This window comes from Myxococcus sp. AM011, from assembly GCF_013372595.1.
GTDB lineage: Bacteria > Myxococcota > Myxococcia > Myxococcales > Myxococcaceae > Myxococcus > Myxococcus eversor.
The window spans coordinates 1-20,473 of sequence record NZ_JABXEM010000219.1; the positions used below are offsets into that span (position 1 = coordinate 1).

12 protein-coding genes, 1 tRNA gene and 1 pseudogene are annotated in these 20,473 nt (G+C 66.8%); 9 read left to right on the forward strand and 5 right to left on the reverse strand.

The features are described from left to right. The coding region (locus HUW62_RS34685) for a pitrilysin family protein (RefSeq protein ID WP_176436861.1) at positions 1-1,371 on the reverse strand (1,371 nt) is incomplete at its 3' end. 511 nt (positions 1,372-1,882) lie between these two features. On the opposite strand from HUW62_RS34685, the gene HUW62_RS34690 reads away from it, so the two are divergent. Together HUW62_RS34690 and HUW62_RS34695 are read left to right on the forward strand one after the other, a co-directional pair. Continuing rightward, entirely contained in the window at positions 1,883-2,320 is a 438-nt protein-coding gene (locus HUW62_RS34690) for a hypothetical protein (protein WP_176436862.1), read from the forward strand. Positions 2,321-2,472: 152 nt separating this feature from the next. Next, positions 2,473-3,318, forward strand: a complete 846-nt coding sequence (locus tag HUW62_RS34695; protein ID WP_176436863.1) for a type VI immunity family protein — start codon at positions 2,473-2,475, stop codon at positions 3,316-3,318. Positions 3,319-3,363: 45 nt separating this feature from the next. Here HUW62_RS34695 and HUW62_RS34700 read toward each other — a convergent pair whose 3' ends face one another. Continuing rightward, a complete protein-coding gene (locus tag HUW62_RS34700; RefSeq protein WP_163863165.1) occupies positions 3,364-3,906 on the reverse strand; it encodes a hypothetical protein in 543 nt (180 codons plus the stop codon). A 308-nt stretch (positions 3,907-4,214) separates the two neighbouring features. On the opposite strand from HUW62_RS34700, the gene HUW62_RS34705 reads away from it, so the two are divergent. The 7 genes from HUW62_RS34705 to HUW62_RS34735 all read left to right on the forward strand — a co-directional run bounded on the left by HUW62_RS34705 (position 4,215) and on the right by HUW62_RS34735 (position 19,355). Beyond that, a complete protein-coding gene (locus tag HUW62_RS34705) occupies positions 4,215-5,417 on the forward strand; it encodes an MdtA/MuxA family multidrug efflux RND transporter periplasmic adaptor subunit (protein ID WP_176436864.1) in 1,203 nt (400 codons plus the stop codon). Further along, positions 5,418-8,528 carry a multidrug efflux RND transporter permease subunit gene (locus HUW62_RS34710; RefSeq protein WP_176436865.1) on the forward strand — a complete coding sequence of 1,037 codons (3,111 nt, stop codon included), beginning with the start codon at positions 5,418-5,420 and terminating at the stop codon, positions 8,526-8,528. Then, positions 8,525-11,638, forward strand: coding sequence for a multidrug efflux RND transporter permease subunit (locus HUW62_RS34715; RefSeq protein WP_176436866.1), 3,114 nt, complete (start codon positions 8,525-8,527; stop codon positions 11,636-11,638). Before HUW62_RS34710 ends, HUW62_RS34715 begins: the two co-directional genes overlap by 4 nt. A gap of 128 nt (positions 11,639-11,766) precedes the next feature. After that, complete coding sequence (locus HUW62_RS34720; protein WP_176436867.1) at positions 11,767-13,233, forward strand: efflux transporter outer membrane subunit; 1,467 nt, start codon at positions 11,767-11,769, stop codon at positions 13,231-13,233. A gap of 31 nt (positions 13,234-13,264) precedes the next feature. After that, positions 13,265-13,639 (forward strand): DUF1330 domain-containing protein, encoded by a 375-nt coding sequence (locus tag HUW62_RS34725; protein ID WP_176436868.1) that lies wholly within the window; start codon positions 13,265-13,267, stop codon positions 13,637-13,639. Between the two features lie 191 nt (positions 13,640-13,830). Continuing rightward, the gene (locus HUW62_RS34730; protein ID WP_176436869.1) at positions 13,831-15,456 is read left to right on the forward strand and encodes an LVIVD repeat-containing protein; all 1,626 of its coding nucleotides are present in this window, start codon (positions 13,831-13,833) and stop codon (positions 15,454-15,456) included. A gap of 74 nt (positions 15,457-15,530) precedes the next feature. Next, on the forward strand, positions 15,531-19,355 hold the full coding sequence (locus HUW62_RS34735; RefSeq protein WP_176436870.1) for a DEAD/DEAH box helicase family protein: 3,825 nt from the start codon (positions 15,531-15,533) through the stop codon (positions 19,353-19,355). 3 nt (positions 19,356-19,358) lie between these two features. On the opposite strand, the gene HUW62_RS34740 is transcribed toward HUW62_RS34735, so the two are convergent. From HUW62_RS34740 to HUW62_RS34750, 3 genes and pseudogenes are all read right to left on the reverse strand, one after another. Further along, positions 19,359-19,889, reverse strand: a complete 531-nt coding sequence (locus HUW62_RS34740; protein WP_176436871.1) for an ester cyclase — start codon at positions 19,887-19,889, stop codon at positions 19,359-19,361. Continuing rightward, a tRNA-Phe gene (locus HUW62_RS34745) sits at positions 19,860-19,932 on the reverse strand. Before HUW62_RS34745 ends, HUW62_RS34740 begins: the two co-directional genes overlap by 30 nt. 87 nt (positions 19,933-20,019) lie before the next feature. Next, a pseudogene (locus HUW62_RS34750) lies at positions 20,020-20,473 on the reverse strand (RNA polymerase subunit sigma-32); the annotation flags it as partial.

Here is a 20,473-nt window from a genome sequence, read left to right on the forward strand (position 1 = left end):
GTCAGCGGCCTCGGTGGGGACGAGCCAGCCGACGGTACGATGCTCGGGAACGAAGATGCGGGCGGCGACCTTGCGGATGTCGTCACGGGTGACGCGCTCGAAGCGGGCGGGGGAATCGAAGACCTTGCGGTAGTCGCCGCGAAAGACCTCGGACGAGCCGAGCGCATAGGCGCGGCCGTTGATGGTCTCCAGCGAGCGCCAGAAGTTGGCGAGGGTGATGTTGCGAGCCTTGCGCAGCTCCGCGTCGGTGACGCCGTCCTTCACCACACGCGCCAGCTCCTCGGTGATGAGGGCCTCGGCGCGCGTCAAATCGCCTCCGGTGGGGAGGTCGGCGGTGAGCCAGACGAGGCTCGGGTCGAAGCCGGGCGAGTACATGGTGCTGGCGCGGATGGCGACGCGCTCTTCCTCGACGAGGCGCCGGTGGAGGCGGGAGGAGTCGCCATCGCCGAGGATGTTGAGCAGGAGGGTGAGGGCTTCCTGGTCCGCGTCCTTGCCGGACATGCCGTGGTAGGCAATCTGGAGGAGCGGGGACTGGGAGACCTTCTTCACCACGACGCGGCGCTCGCCCTGCTGCTCGGGCTCCAGGGTGCGGACGGGCTCGGGAGCGGGCTGGGCGGGGATGGGCTCGAGGTACTTCTCGACGAGCGTGAAGATTTCAGCGGGCGTGACGGCGCCGGTGAAGATGAGCGTGCCGTTGTTGGGCGCGTAGTAGGTCTTGAAGTAGCGCTGGAGGTCTTCGATTCGCCACGACTCGATGTCGGAGGGCCAGCCGATGACGGGGAACTGGTACGGGTGGGCGACGAAGGCGGTGGCCTGGACCTGCTCGATGAGCGCGCCCATGTTGTTGTTGTCCACGCTGGAGCGGCGCTCCGAGTAGACGACGCCGCGCTCGGACTCGATGACCTTGGGGTCGAAGGCGAGGTGCTGGAGCCGGTCGGCCTCGAGCTGGAAGATGATGTCGAGCGCGGAGCGAGGGAACCAGTCCTGGTAGACGGTGACGTCCTCGGAGGTGAAGGCGTTGTTGGAGCCGCCGTTGGCCTCCATGACGCGGTCGAACTCACCGGGGCCGAACTTCTTGGCGCCGTTGAACATCATGTGTTCGAAGAAGTGGGACAGGCCGGTGATGCCTGGGTATTCGTTGCGGCTGCCGACGCGGAACCAGTTGTAGAGGGCGACATTGGGGATGTCGTGGTCGGGCCAGACGATGACCTTGAGACCGTTCTTGAAGGTGCGGGTCTCGACGTTGGCGCCGAGCTTCTGGGTGGACGTGGCGGCGGGCTTGGAGGCCGCCTTGCCTTGCGCCTGGGCGTCGGCGGCGGGAGCCACCAGCAGCGCCAGGCACGACGTCCAGAGGAGGGACTGACGGAACATCCGTGCTCCTGTCGAAGAGGAAGACGCCCACGAACGGGCGGCGGCGCACGATATTCCAGTTTCAGCCCCCCGTACCTACCTCGGAGGACAGGTGAGGCTCAGGCCCCGAGCACGCCGCGGCGCGTCCACCGGAACTGGGCATGGGCTACCTTCGCACATACCCACGGTGCAGGAGCCCTCGCCACCAGGTCCAAGAGTTCATTCACGCCCCATGTCCTCGACAAGTCACGTCTCCCTCACTCTCGAGCCGCCCGCTTCTCGCTGGCTGTGCGTGGCATCCCTCTCCTTGCTCCTCGCTGGCTGCGCGACGACACCCGCTCAGCGAGCAAGCAGCTATCGCTTCGACACGGTCTCGAACACCTGCCGTCAACAGACGCAGACCTGTGTCGCCCTTGCCGGGAAGGACTTCATCCAGGCACCAGGACATGCCGCGGCCACACTGGGAGCCTCGCTTCATGAAGCGCTTCGGATTCTGGACGGAGGGACGAAGGCCCGCATCGAAGAGGCACTCGTGAGGTGTGCGGACCAGTCACGCTCGCAAGTCCTCCTGGCGCATCGCGAGGAGTTCGCGGGTCCGATACCCACGCGAGAGGAGTGCAAGCAACTGGTACGAGACGCCTCGGGCAGGAGCCTGAGCCGGGCCATGCTGCTCGGGATGGAGATGCACGAAGAAGCGCTGCGCTGTGCCGAAGCTGCGCTGACGCATTTGCGCCCGGGGGGCTTCAGCCTGGAGCCCTGCTATCGCCATGACACGAACACCGGCACGACGAAGGTAATCACCGAGGCGGACATCCAGGCGCTGAAGCAATCCGGGAATGGAGGTGAGCTTCATGGGACGCTCGTTCCCGATGTCGTCATCCATGCGGGCCACCCCGGGCAGGCGCAAGCCGTCTACGACTTCAAGTTCCCATGCACCAACGTCGACGAAGCTCCCCCCTGGCGCAAATAGCCGAAGGGGCACTGCCATCAAGGCCTCCACCAAGGAGAGCTGTATGAGCAGGTGCTCGGAGTGCGCGCCTTGCGCATCGTCCCTCGACTCGGAATCGTGCGATGACTGAGCGTCGTCCTCGCATTCGCGTTCACGCGACCAGCGGAGCGCTCGTGATTCGAGACTCGCTCCACATCCATTTCTACATGCGCCGTCCCCATGCGGAGGTGGCCCCCGCCGTCCTGCGCGCATTGGAGTGTTATCGGCGCGTCGTTCCCTCGGGCGCACTGAGCCGCTACGACGAAGAGGCAGGAGATTGGGAGCCCGTTGACCAGGCAGGCTGGAACAGCATTCGAGACGAGCTCCTCGAGCCCCATGGCGCGGTCCTGGACCTTCGGGACGCCACGGGTGAGAAGCGGTATCGCTTCGACTATCGCGGTCGTCGACCAACGACCAGTGCCACGTCGGACACGGTATGCGTGGTGAGCTTCTGGCTTCCCACGGAGTATCTGGAGGAGGCGGGCCCCGAGGCCCTACGAACGCTGGTGCTGGAGCTGGCCGAGCCCCTCCCCTTCAACTCCGGGCACGCGGGGCTCGCATTCAACTGCGACATGGACCTGGTGGGAATCGAGGCCGAGGTCTGGAAGTGGTGCCGCGGATATCCTGGGATGGACCTCCCTCGGATGGACCGGCTTGCCTGGCAGCTCGGAACGAGAATCAGCACGGTTTCCTGGATGACACTCCTGGGAGAGCCGGTACTGAGCGCGGCAGGAGGCGCGGTGGAACTCCGTGAGCAACTGCGCTCGACAGGGGCCACCGTGTTGGATTTGAGCAACGAGCGAGTCGCCATCGTGCTCTCTCCAGAACCCGAGGCACGAGACATAGAGCACGGCGCCGTGCCGTCCGCGTATCGGAAACTCGCCACCACACTGGAGCCTTGGCTCTTTCACGAGCAGCGACTCGCGGGCGCCGAGCACGCCGCGGAGCTGCGCCGCTGGGAACGCCGCTTCATCGATTGAAGACAAGCCAGGGCGCCCCACGTCCAGGAGCGCCCCTCCTCCAACTCAGGCCCCGAGCACGCCGCGGAGCACGTCCTGGAAGTAGTTGATGCTTCCGACGTGCGTCTGGTGGTGCTTCGCGGACTGGTAGAGGCGGTGGATGACGGCCTCGAACTCGTCCTTGCTCACGTCGCGCAGGGACATGTAGAGGCGCGCGGCGCCCTGGAGGTGCGAGAACAGGGGATTGCGGTCCGTGCCGTCCGGGCGCCGGGCGAGGTGGCGGTAGAGCCGCTCGAACTCCTGGTCGGTCTCCGTGTTGCGCACGGCGCGGCAGTAGCCGGCGGCGGTCGCCTCGATGAGGATGAAGAACGGGTGGTACTCGGGGGGCGGAGTCTTCACGAAGCTGGGCGGCTTCTTGTCACCGGTCCACAGCTTGGAGATGGGCTGGAGGGTGACATGCGTCGTCACCTCACCGGCCCGCACCAGGGCGCGAGCGCCGACGGGAACCACGTGCTTCTGGTCTTCCCACTCCACGGCGACAAACAGCCGGTCCGGAGCGTCCACCCTCACGCCCGCCTTCTCCAGCTCCGCCACTGCATTCGCGTCCATCGCTTTTCACGCCTCCGAGTCCCCTCTCTACCCCGCCCCGGGCCCCTCGTGCACCCCGCTTCGCACGAAGACGCCCGCTCGCCTCTCCGCGAGCCGTCGGGCCGTGTGAACCGTTGGCCAGGGACAGAGACCCTGTCCGCCCGTGGCGCTTGAAGGGGACCGGGCCCGTATCCACTCTCCGGGCCCCAGCAGGACGCTGCCTCTCCCACGGGCGTATGAACACGAGCCCTGCTCCCGAGCATGTCCCCCCTGGTGGAGATGGCACGCCACCTCCCCACCCACCCAGGCGCAGGCGTTGGCCCTGGTTCGTGTTGGCCCTGGCCATCCTCGTCTTCGTCGCCGTCCTCCAGGTCCGGCGACGAGGTGACGCCGCCGCGGGCCACACGGCGACAGCGGGCGCACACGGACCGGACGCGGGGCAGAATCGCCCGCAGCAGGTCGTCCCCGACACGGCCAGGGCCCGCGACGTCCCCGTCTACATCGCCGGCCTGGGCGCGGTGACGCCGACCCACTCCGTCACGGTGCGCCCCCGGGTCGACGGACAGTTGATGCGCCTGGCCTTCAAGGAGGGCCAGCTCGTCAACGAAGGAGACGTGCTGGCGGAGATAGACCCCCGGCCCTTCCAGGTCCAGTTGGAGCAGGCCCAGGGGCAACTCCTCCGGGACCGCGCCCTGCTCGCGAACGCCCGCCTGGACCTCCAGCGATACACCACCCTCTTCGCGCAGGACTCCGTGGCGAAACAGACGCTCGATACGCAGGCGGCCCTCGTCCAGCAGTACGAGGGCATCGTGAAGTCAGACGAGGGCGCGGTGGCCTCCGCCAGGCTGAACCTCACCTACGCGCGCATCACCTCTCCCGTCGCCGGGCGCGTGGGCCTGCGCCTGGTCGACCCGGGCAACATCGTGGACGCGGCTTCCACCACGGGCATCGTCATCGTCAACAGCCTGCAGCCCATCACGGTCATCTTCTCCGTGCCGGAGGACCGCGTGCCGGACATCCTCGCGAAGCTGGAGGCCCACCAGACACTCGTGGTCGAAGCCTATGACCGAGGCGACCAGCACCTGCTCTCGCGGGGAACCCTCGCCACCGTCGACAATCAAATCGACCCGACGACGGGCACGGCCCGCCTGCGCGCGGACTTCCTCAACCGCGACTACAAGCTCTTCCCCCAGCAGTTCGTCAACGCGCGGCTGCGCATCGACGTGCTCCGCGATGCGACCGTCATCCCCACCGCGGCCATCCAGCACGGCGTCCAGGGGCCCTTCGTCTACATCATCCAGCAGGATGACACCGTCCGCGTCAGACCCGTGTCGCTCGGCCCCACGGATTTGGACGACACCGTGGTGACCCGAGGCGTGAGCGTGGGCGAGCGGCTCGTGGTGGAGGGCGCCGACAAGCTCACCGACGGCGCGCACGTCCGGCTTCAAGCGCATGCGCCCGGCCTGGGCCAGGGCGGAAGCGGACAGGGCGGGATGGACGCCGGGCACGAAGCACCCGACGGCGGTCGCTAGATGTCCCATCCCTTCATCCTGCGACCCATCGCGACGTCGCTGTTGATGTTGGCGCTGCTGCTTGCGGGAGTGCTGTCCTACCGGCTGCTGCCCGTGTCAGCGCTACCGGAGGTCAATTACCCCACCATCCAGGTGATGACGTTCTACCCGGGCGCCAGCCCGGACGTGATGGCCTCCGCCATCACCGCGCCGCTGGAGCGGCAGTTCGGGCAGATGCCGGGCCTGAGCCAGATGACCTCGTCGAGCTCCGAGGGCGCGTCCGTCATCACGCTCCAGTTCACGCTCCAGATGAGCCTGGACATCGCGGAGCAGCAGGTCCAGGCCGCCATCAACGCCGCCACCAACCTGCTGCCCACCGACCTTCCGAATCCGCCGGTCTACAGCAAGGTCAACCCCGCGGACACGCCGGTCATCACGCTGGCCCTCACGTCCCAGGCGATGCCGCTGCCCCAGGTCGAGGACCTCGCCGACACCCGGCTCGCCCAGAAAATCTCCCAACTGCCTGGCGTGGGGCTCGTGAGCATCAGCGGCGGTCAGCGTCCCGCGGTCCGCATCCAGGCGAACACCACCGCGCTGTCCGCCTACGGGTTGACGCTCGAAGACGTCCGCACCGCGGTGGCCGCCGCGAACGTGAACACCCCCAAGGGCAGCTTCAATGGTCCACGTCAGGCCTTCACCATCAACTCCAATGACCAGTTGCTGGCCAGCGCGGACTACGCGCCGCTCATCATCGCGTACCGGAGCATGGCGCCCGTGCGGCTGTCGGACGTGGCGCACGTCTTCGACGGCGCGGAGAACGTGAGACAGGCCGCGTGGATGAACCAGGTCCCCGCGGTGATTCTCAACGTGCAGCGGCAGCCGGGCGCCAATGTGATTGCAGTGGTCGACAGCGTGAAGAAGCTGCTGCCGAGCCTCCAGGCCACGCTGCCCGCCACGGTGAAGGTCGTGGTGCTGACCGACCGGACGACGACCATCCGCGCCTCGGTGAAGAACGTCCAATGGGACCTGACGTTCTCCATCGGGCTCGTGGTGCTGGTCATCTTCCTGTTCCTGCGCAACCTCCCGGCCACGTTCATCCCGAGCGTCGCGGTGCCGCTGTCGCTCGTGGGCACCTTCGGCGCGATGTACCTGCTGGGCTTCTCGCTGAACAACCTCACGTTGATGGCGCTCACCATCGCCACCGGCTTCGTCGTCGACGACGCCATCGTGATGATTGAGAACATCTCCCGCTACATCGAGGAAGGCACGCCGCCCATGGAGGCGGCCCTGAAGGGGTCCAAGCAGATTGGCTTCACCATCCTCTCCCTGACTGTCTCTTTGATTGCGGTGCTCATCCCCCTGCTCTTCATGGGGGACGTCGTCGGGAGGCTGTTCCGGGAGTTCGCCATCACCCTGGCGGTGACCATCCTGCTGTCGGCCGTCATCTCGCTCACGCTCACGCCCATGCTGTGCTCGCGGCTCTTGAAGCACCGTCCTCCGGGCCAGGAGAGTCGCTTCGAGCGGGTGGTGGGGGGCGGCTTCCAGCGGGTGGTGGACCGCTATGACGTCGCGCTGACCTGGGTGCTGGACCACCGGGGACTGACACTCCTCGTGGCCCTGTCCACCGTGCTGCTCACCGCGCTGCTGCTCTGGGCCATCCCGAAGGGCTTCTTCCCGGTCCAGGACACCGGCGTGCTCCAGGGCATCTCCGACGCGCCCCAGTCCATCTCGTTCTCCGCCATGTCCGAGCGGCAGCAGGCACTGGCGGAGGTCATCCTCCAGGACCCGGCCGTGGAGAGCCTGTCGTCCTTCATCGGCATCGACGGGACGAACACCACGCTGAACAGCGGGAGGATGCTCATCAACCTCAAGCCGTTGGGCGAGCGGGACGTCACCGCCGCCCAGGTCATCACCCGGCTGGGCCCGAAGCTGGCCCAGGTGTCTGGCATCAACCTCTTTCTCTCCTCGGTGCAGGACCTGACCATCGACACCCGGGTGAGCCGCACGCAGTACCAATACAGCCTCGGCTCTCCGGACGCGGCGGAGGTCTCCCTGTGGACGGGGCGGCTCGTCGCCTATCTGAAGCAGCAGCCCGAGCTGGGCGAGGTGTCGAGCGACCTCCAGGAGGGTGGACTGAGGATGAACATCCACCTCGACCGAGACACCGCCGCGCGCCTGGGCATCACCACGCAGCAGTTCGACGACGCGCTCTATGACGCCTTCGGACAGCGCCAGGTGTCGACCATCTTCACCCAGTCGAATCAGTACCGCGTGGTGTTGGAGGCCGCGCCTCGACTCCAGCGCGCCTCGCTCGCGCTGGATGCCATCTATCTCCAGTCCGCCACGGGAGGCCCGGTCCCCATGGAGACCTTCACGAAGGTGTCCCAGGGCGTGGGGCCGCTCACCATCAACCGACAGGGACAGTTCCCGGTGGCGGTGGTCTCCTTCAATCCGGCGGCGGGCACCTCCCTGTCACAGACGGTGCATGTCTTCGCCCAGGCAAGGCAGGCCATAGGGATGCCCGCCTCGGTGCAGACGAACTTCGAGGGCACGGCCAAGACGTTCGAGGACTCGCTCGCGAACGAGGGCTTCCTCGTGCTCGCCGCCATCGTCGTCGTCTACATCGTGCTTGGGGTGCTGTACGAATCGTATATCCACCCCATCACCATCCTCTCCACCTTGCCATCGGCGGGAATGGGAGCGCTGCTCGCGCTGCTGGTGTGCGGCATCGACCTGGGGATGATTGCCATCATCGGCATCATCCTGCTCATCGGCATCGTGATGAAGAACGCCATCATGATGATTGATTTCGCGCTGGAGGCCGAGCGCACGAGGGGGAAGACCGCGCGTGAAGCCATCCATGAGGCCTGCCTGCTGCGCTTCCGGCCCATCCTGATGACGACGCTGGCGTCGATGTTGGGCGCCGTGCCGCTCGCCTTCAGCGGGGGAATGGGGTCGGAGCTGCGTCAGCCGCTCGGCATCGCCATCATCGGAGGGCTGGCCGTCAGCCAGGTGCTGACCCTGTTCACCACCCCTGTCATCTATCTGGGCTTCGACGGCCTCTCTCGCAGGGCCTCCACCTGGTTCTCCCGCCACACCGGGCCGCACACGCCGGCAAGGGAGACGGAATGAACCTGTCCGCGCCCTTCATTCGTCGCCCCATCGCCACCTCCCTGCTGGCCGTGGGCATCGCCTTGATGGGGGCGCTGGCTTTCAAGCTGCTGCCCGTCGCGCCCCTGCCCCAGGTGGAGTTCCCCACCATCTCCGTGCAGGCCCAGCTGCCCGGCGCCAGTCCGCAAATCATGGCCACGTCGGTGGCGACTCCGTTGGAGCGGCAGTTGGGCCGCATCGCCGGCATCACCCAGATGACGTCGTCCAGCAACCTGGGCTCGACGAGCATCGTCGTGCAGTTCGATTTGTCGCGAGACATCGACGGAGCGGCGCGCGACGTCCAGGCGGCCATCAACGCCGCGCGGGGAAACCTGCCGACGAACCTGCCGAACAACCCGAGCTACCGCAAGGTGAACCCCGCGGACGCGCCCATCGTCCTCCTCGCGCTGACGTCGGAGACCTTCACGCGAGGCCAGATGTATGACTTCGCGTCCACCCGCTTGCAGCAGAGCCTGTCCCAGGTGAGCGGCGTCGGACAGGTGATTGTCGGAGGAGGCGCGCTGCCAGCCGTGCGCGTCGAGGTGAACCCGACGGTGCTCAATCAGAACGGGCTGGGGCTCGATGCGGTCCGGACGTCGCTCGCCGCGCAGAACGCGAACCGGCCCAAGGGACAGCTCGACCAGGGGCCCCTGACGTACTCCCTCCAGACGAACGACCAGCTCTTCACCGCGGAGCAGTACCGCGCGGTCATCATCGCCTACAGGAACGGCGCGCCGGTGAGGCTCCAGGACGTGGCGGACGTCACCGACAACAACGTCGAGGATGTCCACAGCCTGGGCCTGGCCAATGGCAAGCAGGCGGTCCTCCTGGTCGTCTTCAAGGAGCCCGGGGCGAACGTCATCGACACGGTCGACGCCATCCGGGAGATATTGCCGGTCCTCCAGGCGCAGATGCCGGCGGGCATCGACATGACGGTGACGATGGACCGCACGACGACCATCCGGGCCTCGCTCCATGACGTGGAGGTCACCCTGCTGCTGGCGGTCGCCCTGGTCATTCTCGTCGTGTACGCGTTCCTCGGAAGCGTGCGCGCCACCCTGATTCCGAGCGTGGCGGTGCCACTGTCGCTGCTCGGCACCTTCGCGGTGATGTACCTGCTGGGCTACAGCCTGGACAACCTGTCGATGATGGCGCTGACCATCTCCACGGGCTTCGTCGTGGACGACGCCATCGTGGTGTTGGAGGACATCGAACGGCACGTCGAAGAAGGGGTGCCCCCCCGGGAGGCGGCGCTGCGAGGCGCGCGCGAGGTCGGCTTCACCGTCATGTCGATGAGCATCTCGCTCATCGCCGTGTTCATCCCGCTCCTCCTGATGCAGGGCATCGTCGGTCGCCTGTTTCGCGAGTTCGCCGTCACGCTGTCAGTGGCCATCCTGGTGTCGCTGCTGGTGTCGCTGACCGTGACGCCCGTGATGTGCTCATGGCTGCTGAAAGCGCGCTCTCCCCGGGCGAAGTCCTCCTCGCGCTTCAATCCCCGGCTGTTCGAGCGGCTGCGTGACGGTTACGCGAGGAGCCTCGACTGGGCGCTGCGGCATCCCGGGCTGTTGATGTTCGTGCTGTTCGTGGCCATCGGGCTGAACGTGTCGCTGTTCATCTTCGTGCCGAAGGGCTTCTTCCCACAGCAGGACACGGGCCGGCTGAGCGCGAGCGTCCAGGCGGAGCAGGACATCTCCTTCGACGCGATGGCCCAGAAGTTCACGCGGTACGCGAAAATCATCGGAGAGGACCCCGGGGTGGAGGCCGTGTCGGGGACGTTGGGAGGCTCAGGCGGCGCGAGCAGCTCCGCGAACACCGGCTCGTTCTTCGTGACGCTCAAGCCGCTGGAGGTGCGCAAGACGAACGCGGACGCGGTCATCAACCGGCTGCGCGGCAAGCTGGCGGTGGTGCCGGGAGCCTCCGTGTTCATGCAGTCCGCGCAGGACCTGGTGATTGGAGGAAGGCAAGGCGGGGCGCAGTACCAGTACACCCTCTCCGCCGACAGCCTGGACGTCCTGAGTGAGTGGGGGCCTCGGGTGATGGCCCGACTTCAACAAATCCCCGGCGTCTCCGACGTCAACACCGACCAACGGGACCATGGCCTGGAGACCTACGTGACGGTGGACCACGACACGGCCAGCCGCTTCGGCATCACCCCCGCGCAAATCGACACCGTGCTCTACGATGCGTTCGGCCAGCGGCAGGTGTCGACGATGTATACGGCCAGCAATCAGTACCATGTGGTCATGGTCGTCCAGGACCGCTTCTGGCAGCGCCCGGAGAGCCTGAATGACATCTACGTCGCCTCCGCGAGTGGCAGACAGGTGCCGCTCGCGGCGTTCTCCCGGTTCGCGGCGTCCGACACGCTGCTCTCCGTGAACCACCAGGGACAGTTCCCCTCGTTGACGCTGTCCTTCAACCTTCTGCCAGGGACATCGCTGGGCACGGTGGTGACGGAGATTGAAGCGGCGGTCCAACAGTTGGGGCTGCCAGCGGCGGTGCGCGGCGACTTCAGCGGCACGGCGCAGGCATTCCAGGCCTCACTCGCCTCCGAGCCGCTGTTGATTGCCGCCGCCCTGCTCGCCGTCTACATCGTGCTGGGGATTCTCTACGAGAGCATCATCCACCCCATCACCATCCTCTCGACGTTGCCGTCGGCGGGAGTGGGGGCGCTGCTCGCGCTGCTCCTCTTCAAGCTGGAGCTCTCCATCATCGCGTTGATTGGCATCATCCTCCTGATTGGCATCGTCAAGAAGAACGCCATCATGATGATTGACTTCGCGTTGGCGGCGGAGCGCGGGGGTGAACTGGGCCCGCGCGAGGCCATCTACCAGGCGGCTCAACTGCGATTCCGGCCCATCCTGATGACGACGATGGCCGCGCTGCTCGGGGCGCTGCCGCTCGCGTTGGGAACGGGCGTCGGCTCCGAGCTGCGCAAGCCCCTGGGGGTCGCCATCGTCGGGGGCCTGTGTGTCAGTCAGGTCCTCACGCTCTACACCACGCCGGTCATCTACCTGACGCTGGACACCTTCGGACACTGGGTCCGCCGACAGCGCACCCGGTTGTTCCCCCACGTCACTCCGAATGGTCCGTGATTCGGGAGCACACGATGTCAGCGAGTCCGCCTTCATGCCCCACCAGCATTCCCCACGGGGTGGGCCGCGCCCGCGCATCCATCGTGTCAGCGAGTCTGGCTTCATGCCTGGCCAGCGGCCCACACGGGATGGGCCGCGCTCGAGCGCTCATCCTTGGGGCCAGGGTGCTCGCCACGGTGATGCTCGGCGGCTGCGCGGTGGGTCCCAACTACCAGCGGACCCAGGTGGCGGTACCCGAGCACTTCAAGGAAGCGGCGGAGGGATGGAAGCCCGCGCAGCCCAGCGACCACCACGAGCGCGGAGGGTGGTGGGCGGTCTTCGAGGATTCGAGGTTGAGCGAACTCGAGGAGCGAGTCGCGCTCGCGAACCAGACTGTCGCGGGGTTCGAGGCGGCCTATCGGCAGGCCCGGGCGTTGGTCGCACAGGCTCGCGCCGGGGCGTACCCGGTGCTCGGCGCCTCCGTGTCGGCGGGGCGCTCCCGGGGCCGAGGACGCGGCACGGGCGTGGATACCGGTACGAGCAGCATCGGCAATGACTACAGCGCCTCACTGGATGCCTCGTGGGAGCCCGACCTCTGGGGGCGTGTGCGTCGGCAGGTGGCGGGCGCGAAGTCCTCCGCGCAGAGCGCGGCCGCGAACCTGGCGAACGCGAAGCTGTCCGCGCAGGCCCTGTTGGCGCAGAGCTACTTCCAGTTGCGCGCGCTGGATGCGACCCAGAAGTTGCTGGATGAGACCGTCCTGGCGTACCGGCACTCGCTCACGCTGACCCAGAATCGCTACGAGCAGGGTGTCGCCGCCCGCACGGATGTGCTCCAGGCCCAGACGCAGTGGCTGCTGGCGCGGGCGTCCGCGGCCGAGAACGAAATCGCGCGGGCCCAGTTCGAGCACGCCATCGCGGTGCTGGTGGGCGAGCCCGCGTCGAGCTTCGCGATTGCCCGCGAGCCGCTTCGAGCGACGCCGCCGGAGATTCCCGCGCAACTGCCTTCGTCGCTGCTGGAGCGGCGTCCCGACATCGCGGCGGCCGAGCGCGCCGCGGCGGCTGCGAATGAGCAGATTGGCATCGCCATCTCCGCCTTCTTTCCATCGCTGACGCTGTCCGCGTCCGGAGGGTTCAGCAGCCTGGCGCTCGCGCAGTGGTTGAGCGCGCCGTCACTGGTGTGGTCACTCGGTCCCCAACTGGTGGCCACGCTCCTGGACGGAGGCTTGCGCACGGCGCAGACCGATGCGGCGCGAGCGCAGTATGACCAGAGCGTCGCGAACTACCGGCAGACGGTGCTGGCCGCGTTCCAGGATGTCGAGGACGCCCTCGTGTCCCTCCGGGTGTTCGAGCAGGAGGTCATCCTGCAGGAGGAAGGAGTCCAATCGGCCCGACAGGTCGTGGACATCGTGACGAACCAGTACAAAGCAGGCACGGCGACGTACCTCGACGTGATTGTCGCGCAGACCACGGCCTTCAGCGCCGAGCAGAAGCTGGTAAGCATCCGGGGGCAACGGATGGTGGCCGCCGTCAACCTCATCAAGGCGCTGGGTGGTGGCTGGGATGTGAAGCAACTCGATGAGGACCCACCGAAACCGAAGGACACGAAGCCCCGATAGTGGCCGCACCGTTCTTCTCCAGGAGAAATCCATGGCCGTCGACCCCAAGATTTCCGACATCCAACGGTTCAAGCAGGAAGACACGGGAGGGCCCGTGGTCATGTTGAACCTCGTGCGCTTCAAGCAGGACGGAGGCCGCACGACGTACAAGGAGTACGCGAACGCCGTCCTGCCGTTCCTGAAGAAGGTCGGGGGCCAGCCGCTCTATGTGGGGGATTGCTCCACGCCGCTGGTGGGTGAACCCGGCCAGCTCTGGGACGCGGTACTGCTGGTCCGCTACCCCAATCGCTCGGCGTTCCTGCAGATGGCCATGGACCCTGAGTACCAGCACGTCTCGAAGCTGCGCACGGCCGCGCTCGAAGAGGCCGTGCTCCAGGCCACGACTCCCTGGCCGGGCTCTCCGTAACTCCGAGCAGGGACCACGCATCGGTGCGGCGCGCGCTCCGCGCCAATGCGCAAACAATCCTTGTCCGGTGAATCTCATCCCGCCGGGCTAAGGGATTTGCCATACATGCCCGGATTGGAATCCTGCGCTAATCGCTCGCTTCGGTCGCGGTGTCCGTTCTGGACCTCGCCAATCGAAAGGAGCCTCGCGCCATGGCCCTCGGTTCACCGTCCCCTGCCGTTGTTGTCATTGGTTGTGCCTTGCTGTGCTTCGCCTGCTCCGACAAGCCAGGGCCGGTGGAGCCGCCTCCCCCGCCCGTGGAGCCGTGGGATGGAACGTACACGCCGCTCGTCGAGTCCACGGACTGGGTCGACCGGGGCCCCTATGCACCCTGCTCCTTCACCCCGGCGCGAGGCACCGTCGTCGACTGCGACGACCCGTCGCTCTTCGACCTGTCGAGGTGTGACCTCAGCTCGCTCGACGCCCTGGATGCGCACGGCATCTACCAGGTGGACGTGCGCCATGACCTGGGCTTCCCCGACTTCGTGGGCGTTCGGGTGCCCCAGGATGGCAGCACGGGGACCCTGGACGGCACACCGCTCACGAGGCAGCAGGTGCCGGGGCGCTTCACCCTCTCCACGCGGTACACCCAGCGAGACGTCTCCCGGCAGACGGTCCTCGTCGGTTGTGGCCGTCAGGCCTCCTCTGGACTGGTGACAGGCTGTTTCGTCCGCTGTGCGAATGGGAAGGCCGGCAGCTGGGGCACCTTCGAGGCCGCGAGGATGACGTGGGCCCGAGGTGAAGCCGAGTCCTCGGGCGGCCTGCGCCTCATCTCCGAAACGTCGATCCCACTCACCGGGACGCACGCGGACGTCTATGTCGCCCATCAGCACGCCTACGTCGTGTCCATCGACCTTATCGCGGAGACCCAGGGTGGGCTCACGGTCTTCGACGTCAGCGACCCGAGCCACCCCGTCCTCAAGAAGAACATCTCCCTTCCGGGAGACTCCTACTGGAATGCCGCATGGACGAAAGACAACGCGCTCTACGTCGCCAGCAAGAAATCGGGGGTCGTCGTCTTCGACATCACAAACCCTGCGGACCCCATCTTCGTGCGCAGCGTGCCGGGAGGCGCGCCCCTCAACGTCCATACCTTCTTCGGGGATGGAAACCGGCTCTATGCCGTGTCCCCCGGACCCGCGCCGCACGGAGAGACGCTCATCTTCGACATCTCCACGCCGCTGGAGCCCGTGCTGCTCAACCGCTTCGTCGTCTCCGACACGACGTCCTATATCCCCTCGGCGCACGACTCCTTCGCCTATCAGGACCGGCTCTACATCAACCATTTCAGCTCGGGCTACGTCGTCTTCGACGTGAAGGATGCGATGAACCCTCGCGAGCTGGGGACCTATACCTTCGACACGGAGAACAGCTCATCGATGAGTCACGCGGGCGCGGTGGGGACCTTCGCGGGAAGGACCATCGCCTTCGAGGGTGGCGAGGGACAGGGAACCCGCCTGCGCGTGCTCGACGTCACGGACCCCACGAACATCCCGCTCATCGGCACGTACAACCTCCGCTTCCACTCCTCCATCCACAACATGATTCTGAAGGACAAGCGGCTCTACCTCACCCACTACCACGAGGGAGTGCGGGTGCTGGACGTCTCCATCCCGACCCACCCGCGCGAAATCGCCCACTTCAACACCTTCCGTGAGTCCGACCCGAACCGGACCGACAGCATCCTCGATGGCGCCATCGGCATCCGCGTCCCGGGAGACGGCTACGTGTACGTCGTGGACACGTCCCGGGGCCTGCTCATCTTCAACGAACTCTGAGTCCTGCCGCGCGGTGACCGCGCTCCCCATCAGGTCCGTCCTGAAAAGCCAGGTGGCTGGGATAGGGTGGCGAGGTGTCCTCCCCGTTCCTGCTGATTCCAGAATCCGAGTGGGTCGCCTCGAACACACTCGCCTTCGCCATCCGGGATGCATCCCCCGCCAGTCCCGGGCACACGCTGGTGATTCCTCGCCGTCCCGTGGCCACCTGGTTCGACGCCACGGCCAAGGAGCAGCGCGCCCTCTTCGAGCTGGTGGACGAAGTGAAGCGGGGGCTGGACGCGGAGCTGAAGCCGGACGGCTACAACCTCGGCATCAACGTGGGCGCGGCAGCCGGACAGACGGTGTTCCACCTCCATGTGCACGTCATTCCCCGGTTCCAGGGTGACGTCGCGGACGCGCGTGGCGGCATTCGTCATGTCATCCCTGGCAAGGGCAACTACCTGGCCGCGCAGGCGAAGCCCCTCGCGACGGGCGGACTGGAGGACCCGTTCCTTCATCACCTGGAGCCGCTTTTCTCCCGTGCGTTGGACATCGCGGTGCTCGCGGCCTTCGTGCAGGACAGCGGGCTGGACGTGCTGCGGCAGTCCGTGGATGCGGCCCTCGCGCGTGGCGCACGGGTGCGCATCCTCACGGGTGACTACCTGACCATCACCCAGGCCGAGGCCCTGCGCCGCCTGCTCGACTGGATGGACGAGGACAGCGTCCTGCAGGGAGGCATCCGGGGCCGCTTCGAAGCACGCGTGGTGGAAGTGGAGAAGGAGCGCGTGTCGTCCTTCCATCCGAAGTCCTGGCGCTTCAAGGGCCCAGGGCTCGCGGTGGCCTATGTGGGCTCGAGCAACATCTCGCGGTCCGCGCTGAAGACAGGCATTGAGTGGAACCTGCGCGTCGAACAGGACCGGGACCCGAGGGCCTGGCGAGAAGTGGTCGACGCCTTCGAGGTGTGGTGGGAGCGGGCGGCGCCACTGGAAGCGGACTGGGTCGAGCAATACGCGCGCCGAGCCCGCATCACTGAACGCGTGGTCGTCCCCGTGGAGCAGGAACCCGCGCTCCCGCCCCGCCAGCCACACCTGCTCCAACAGGAAGCCCTGCGCGCGCTGAGGAGCAGTCGAGGAGAAGGTCGCCGGCGTGCGCTCGTGGTGCTCGCGACGGGGCTCGGCAAGACGTGGTTGGCCGCGCTCGACGTCGCGGCCTTCGGCGAGGAGCGTGCCGCGCGGCCACGCGTCTTGTTCCTGGCCCATCGGGAGGAGCTGCTCGTCCAAGCCGCGGAGACGTTCCGCCGCCAGTTCCCGTCGCTGCGCTTCGGTTGGTATGTCGGAGCGAAGTCGTCACTCGCGGGCGAGCTGGTGTTCGCCTCGGTCCAGAAGCTCTCGAATCCCGACGGGCTCCAGGCACTGCGAGAAGCCGCGCCCTTCGACTACGTCATCGTGGACGAGGTGCACCACGCCGCCGCCGCGAGCTACCGGGCCATCCTCTCGCGTCTCGACCCGGCGTTCCTGCTCGGACTCACGGCGACGCCCGAACGCGCGGATGACGGTGATGTCCTGGGGCTGTTCGATGACCACCTGGCCTATCGGGCCGACCTGGGCGAAGGCATCCAGCAAGGCTTGCTCACGCCCTTCGCCTACTTCGGGCTGAAGGACGACGTCCCGTACGAGAACATCCCGTGGCGCAGCCGAAGCTTCGACCCCGAGGCGTTGACCGAGGCGGTCCAGACGGAAGCACGCATGAAGACGCTGTGGCGCGCCTGGGAGGAACACGCGGCGAGCAGGACCCTGGTGTTCTGCGTCTCCGTCTCCCACGCGAACTACGTCCAGCAGTGGCTGAGCACGCAGGGTGTTCGGGTGGCGGCGGTGTACTCGGGGCCTGGCTCCGCGGACCGGGCACAAGCGCTGCGAGAGCTGGGGAGCGGCACGCTGGACGCGGTGTGCTCGGTGGACCTCTTCAACGAAGGCGTGGATGTGCCGAGTATCGACCGTGTGGTGATGCTCAGACCCACCGAGTCCCCCGTGGTCTTCCTTCAGCAACTGGGCCGAGGCCTGCGGAAGCACGACGGTAAGGAGCGCGTCACCGTCATCGACTTCGTGGGCAACCATCGGATGTTCCTCGACCGGGTGCGCACCCTGCTGGCGCTGGGTCGGAGTTCCGTCTCGCTGCGGGACTTCCTGGTCCATGGCGAACAGCCCGAGCTCCCTCCGGGTTGCTCGGTGGAGGTGGACCTGGAAGCCAAGAAGCTGCTTCAACACTTCCTGGCTCCGGGGGAAACGGATGCCGCACGCGCCTATCGGGAGCTGCGGACCCTGCGGGGGCAGCGCCCCACCATGGGTGAGCTCTATCGCTCGGGCTACGCTCCTGCCTCCCTGCGCAAGCGAGATGAGTACGCGGGCTGGTTCCACTTCGTGGAAGCGGAGCGTGACCTGACCGAAGCACAGGCACGCGCCCTGAAGCAGGAGTCGGGTTGGTTCCGGAACCTGGAGCTCACGCAGATGAGCAATTGCTTCGAGCTGGTGTTGCTGGAGGCCTTGCTCGAAGCAGAGGCGCTGTGGGGAGGACTGTCATTGTCCGAGCTTGCTCGCCGGAGTCTCTCCATCCTCCAGCGTTCGCCCGAGCTGCTCCAGGACCTCGATGGCGTCACCACGCTGGACGACCCCAGGAAGCCGAACGCATCGAAGTTCCTCGCGTACTGGAAGACGAACCCAGTCCGTGAGTGGACGCAGGATGGCAAGTGGTTCCGCATCGAGGAAGACAAGCTCGTGCCTCGATTCACCGTGTCCGAGGACACACGAGAAGCCTTCGAGGAGATGACCCGAGAGCTGGTCGAGTACCGACTGGCGCAATACCGTCGTCGCCGGCTCGTCCAGGGTCAGGTTCCAGGGATGGCGTTCGAGGCGAAGGTCATCTCCAACAAGCGGCATCCGATTCTCATGCTCCCGGACCGGAACCAGCGTCCGGATCTTCCCGACGGCATCACCGACATCCGACTTCCGGATGGAGCCATCTGGCGCTTCAACTTCGTGAAGCAAGCCGTCAACGTCGCGAAGCCAGCTGGGGCGGAGGAGAACCGGCTCCCAGTGCTCCTGACGCAATGGTTCGGGGACCGCGCTGGCAAGCCCGGCACGGCGTTTCGCGTGCGCTTCACGCCACGGACGGAGGGATGGTCGGTCGAGCCCGTGAAGGCCGAGGTGGTTGCCTTCATGCGCCCGGTGCGATTGGTCGCGTTTCCCACCCTGCGTGCCGCCGCGGGAGCCGCGAGCCATGGGCTGTCGCTGGAGCAGGCGCCAGAAGCGGAACATGTCCGGCTTCGCATCCAGGCCCAGGGTGACGGGCTGTTCGCGGTGAGAGCATTTGGGGACTCCATGAATGGAGGAGAGCGGCCCATTCGGAACGGCGACTGGCTGGTGATGCGCTACTCACGAGACCTCTCACTCCAGTCGATGGAAGGAAAGGTGGCGCTCATCCAGGTCCCGGATGCAGCGGGATATGCCTATCAGGTGAAGCGACTCGTGAAGGACGAGGGCCGCTGGGTCCTCCGGTCCGACAATCCCAGCCACGCCACATCAGAGGCAGGTGTGGACATCGTGCCCATCGCCCTGCTGGTCGAGGTCGTGGCACCCGAGAGCGTGGGCCCCGAGCGCGGAGCACGACTCACGGACGAGCAGGTCATGGACCGCTTCGGCCTGACCTCCGCCCCGAAGACAGGACGGCACGAAGGCCACCTGTTCCTCTTCGCCACGGGAGAGAGCGTGTTCACGGAACCCGGCGCCCTGGCGTCGAGAGTCGCGGAGCGGAGGCCCGGAGAGACCGCGTTTGTCTTCAGCCGAGAGGCGCCTGAGGTCCCCTGGACGTACCGAGGAAGCGCACAATGGAATGAACAGACAGACCGATGGACTCTCGCCGACTGATGGTCAGCGGGACTGACCCGCGCTGAGTTGCTGGCGCAGGGTCGCCTCGTCAATGAGGCCCCAGCGCTCGAGCAACTTGCCGTCATCGGAGAAGCGCAGGATGTCGATGACCATGTAGGAGATTGTCCGGCCCGTCGGGGCAAAGCCCATGAAGGGCCCGTGATGGGTGGCCTGGGTCGTGACGCGACAGGCGACCTTGTCCCCTTCGGCGACGAGGTCCTCGATGGTGAAGCGGATATCGGTCATCGCGGTCCGCAGACCAGCGAACCCCTTCTTGATTCCGTCGCGACCCAACTCCATGTCCGGGTCCGGGTTGTGGTCGACGGCGTCGCGCTGGATGACTCCATCGAGGACGTCAAAGTCGCCGGTCCGGATGGCTTCGTCGAGCTTCGCGTAGAACCGGCGAACGGCGTCCTTGGGGGATGTGGACGTTCGTCCGGCGCTCCGGGCAAAAAGAAAGGGCCCTGAACCGAAGTCCAGGGCCCCAAACTCTTCAACTCTGTGTGCCCAGGGGCGGAATCGAACCACCGACACGGGGATTTTCAGTCCCCTGCTCTACCGACTGAGCTACCTGGGCGTACGGGTCACCGCGAGAGGCCGCGCTCTCATATCGAGCCCTTCCCAGGGCCGTCAAGCACCCTTTTCCCGGCGCCCCCTCCCCTCGTCATGCGGCACGGGACATGGCCTCCGCGTCCCAGGTCGTCAGACTGGCCGTGAGCCTCTTCTTCAGCTTCGCCCTCAGCCCCTGTTCGATCTGCCGGATGCGCACCGCCGTCACCCCGAAACGCCGAGCCAGCAGCTCCGCGCTCGCCGCCTCCTCCGCCAGCATCCGCTCCTCCACCAGCGCCCGCTCCCGCGCGTCCAGCTCCGGCCACGCCGCCTCCACGCTCGCCCGCAGCCTCGCCGCCCACTGCGCCCGGTCCACCACCTCCTCCCGCGGCTCACCCTCCCCCTCCAACACCTCCAGCCGCGTCACCTCACCGTCCTGCGTCACCGGCGCGTCCAGCGACACGTCCCGGGCCAACGACTCCGTCGCACGGACCACGTCCTCCTCCTTCTTCCCGAGAGCGGCCGCCAGCCGGCGCACCACCTCCGGATGACCCTCCCCCCACCGGGCC

What these genes read in the sequence shown, in the direction of transcription:
- HUW62_RS34700 (WP_163863165.1), bottom strand. Translation starts at nt 3,906, where the DNA reads ATGGACGCGAATGCAGTGGCGGAGCTGGAGAAGGCGGGCGTGAGGGTG.
- HUW62_RS34725 (WP_176436868.1), top strand. Translation starts at nt 13,265, where the DNA reads ATGGCCGTCGACCCCAAGATTTCCGACATCCAACGGTTCAAGCAGGAA.
- HUW62_RS34715 (WP_176436866.1), top strand. Translation starts at nt 8,525, where the DNA reads ATGAACCTGTCCGCGCCCTTCATTCGTCGCCCCATCGCCACCTCCCTG.
- HUW62_RS34710 (WP_176436865.1), top strand. Translation starts at nt 5,418, where the DNA reads ATGTCCCATCCCTTCATCCTGCGACCCATCGCGACGTCGCTGTTGATG.
- HUW62_RS34730 (WP_176436869.1), top strand. Translation starts at nt 13,831, where the DNA reads ATGGCCCTCGGTTCACCGTCCCCTGCCGTTGTTGTCATTGGTTGTGCC.
- HUW62_RS34720 (WP_176436867.1), top strand. Translation starts at nt 11,767, where the DNA reads ATGGGCCGCGCTCGAGCGCTCATCCTTGGGGCCAGGGTGCTCGCCACG.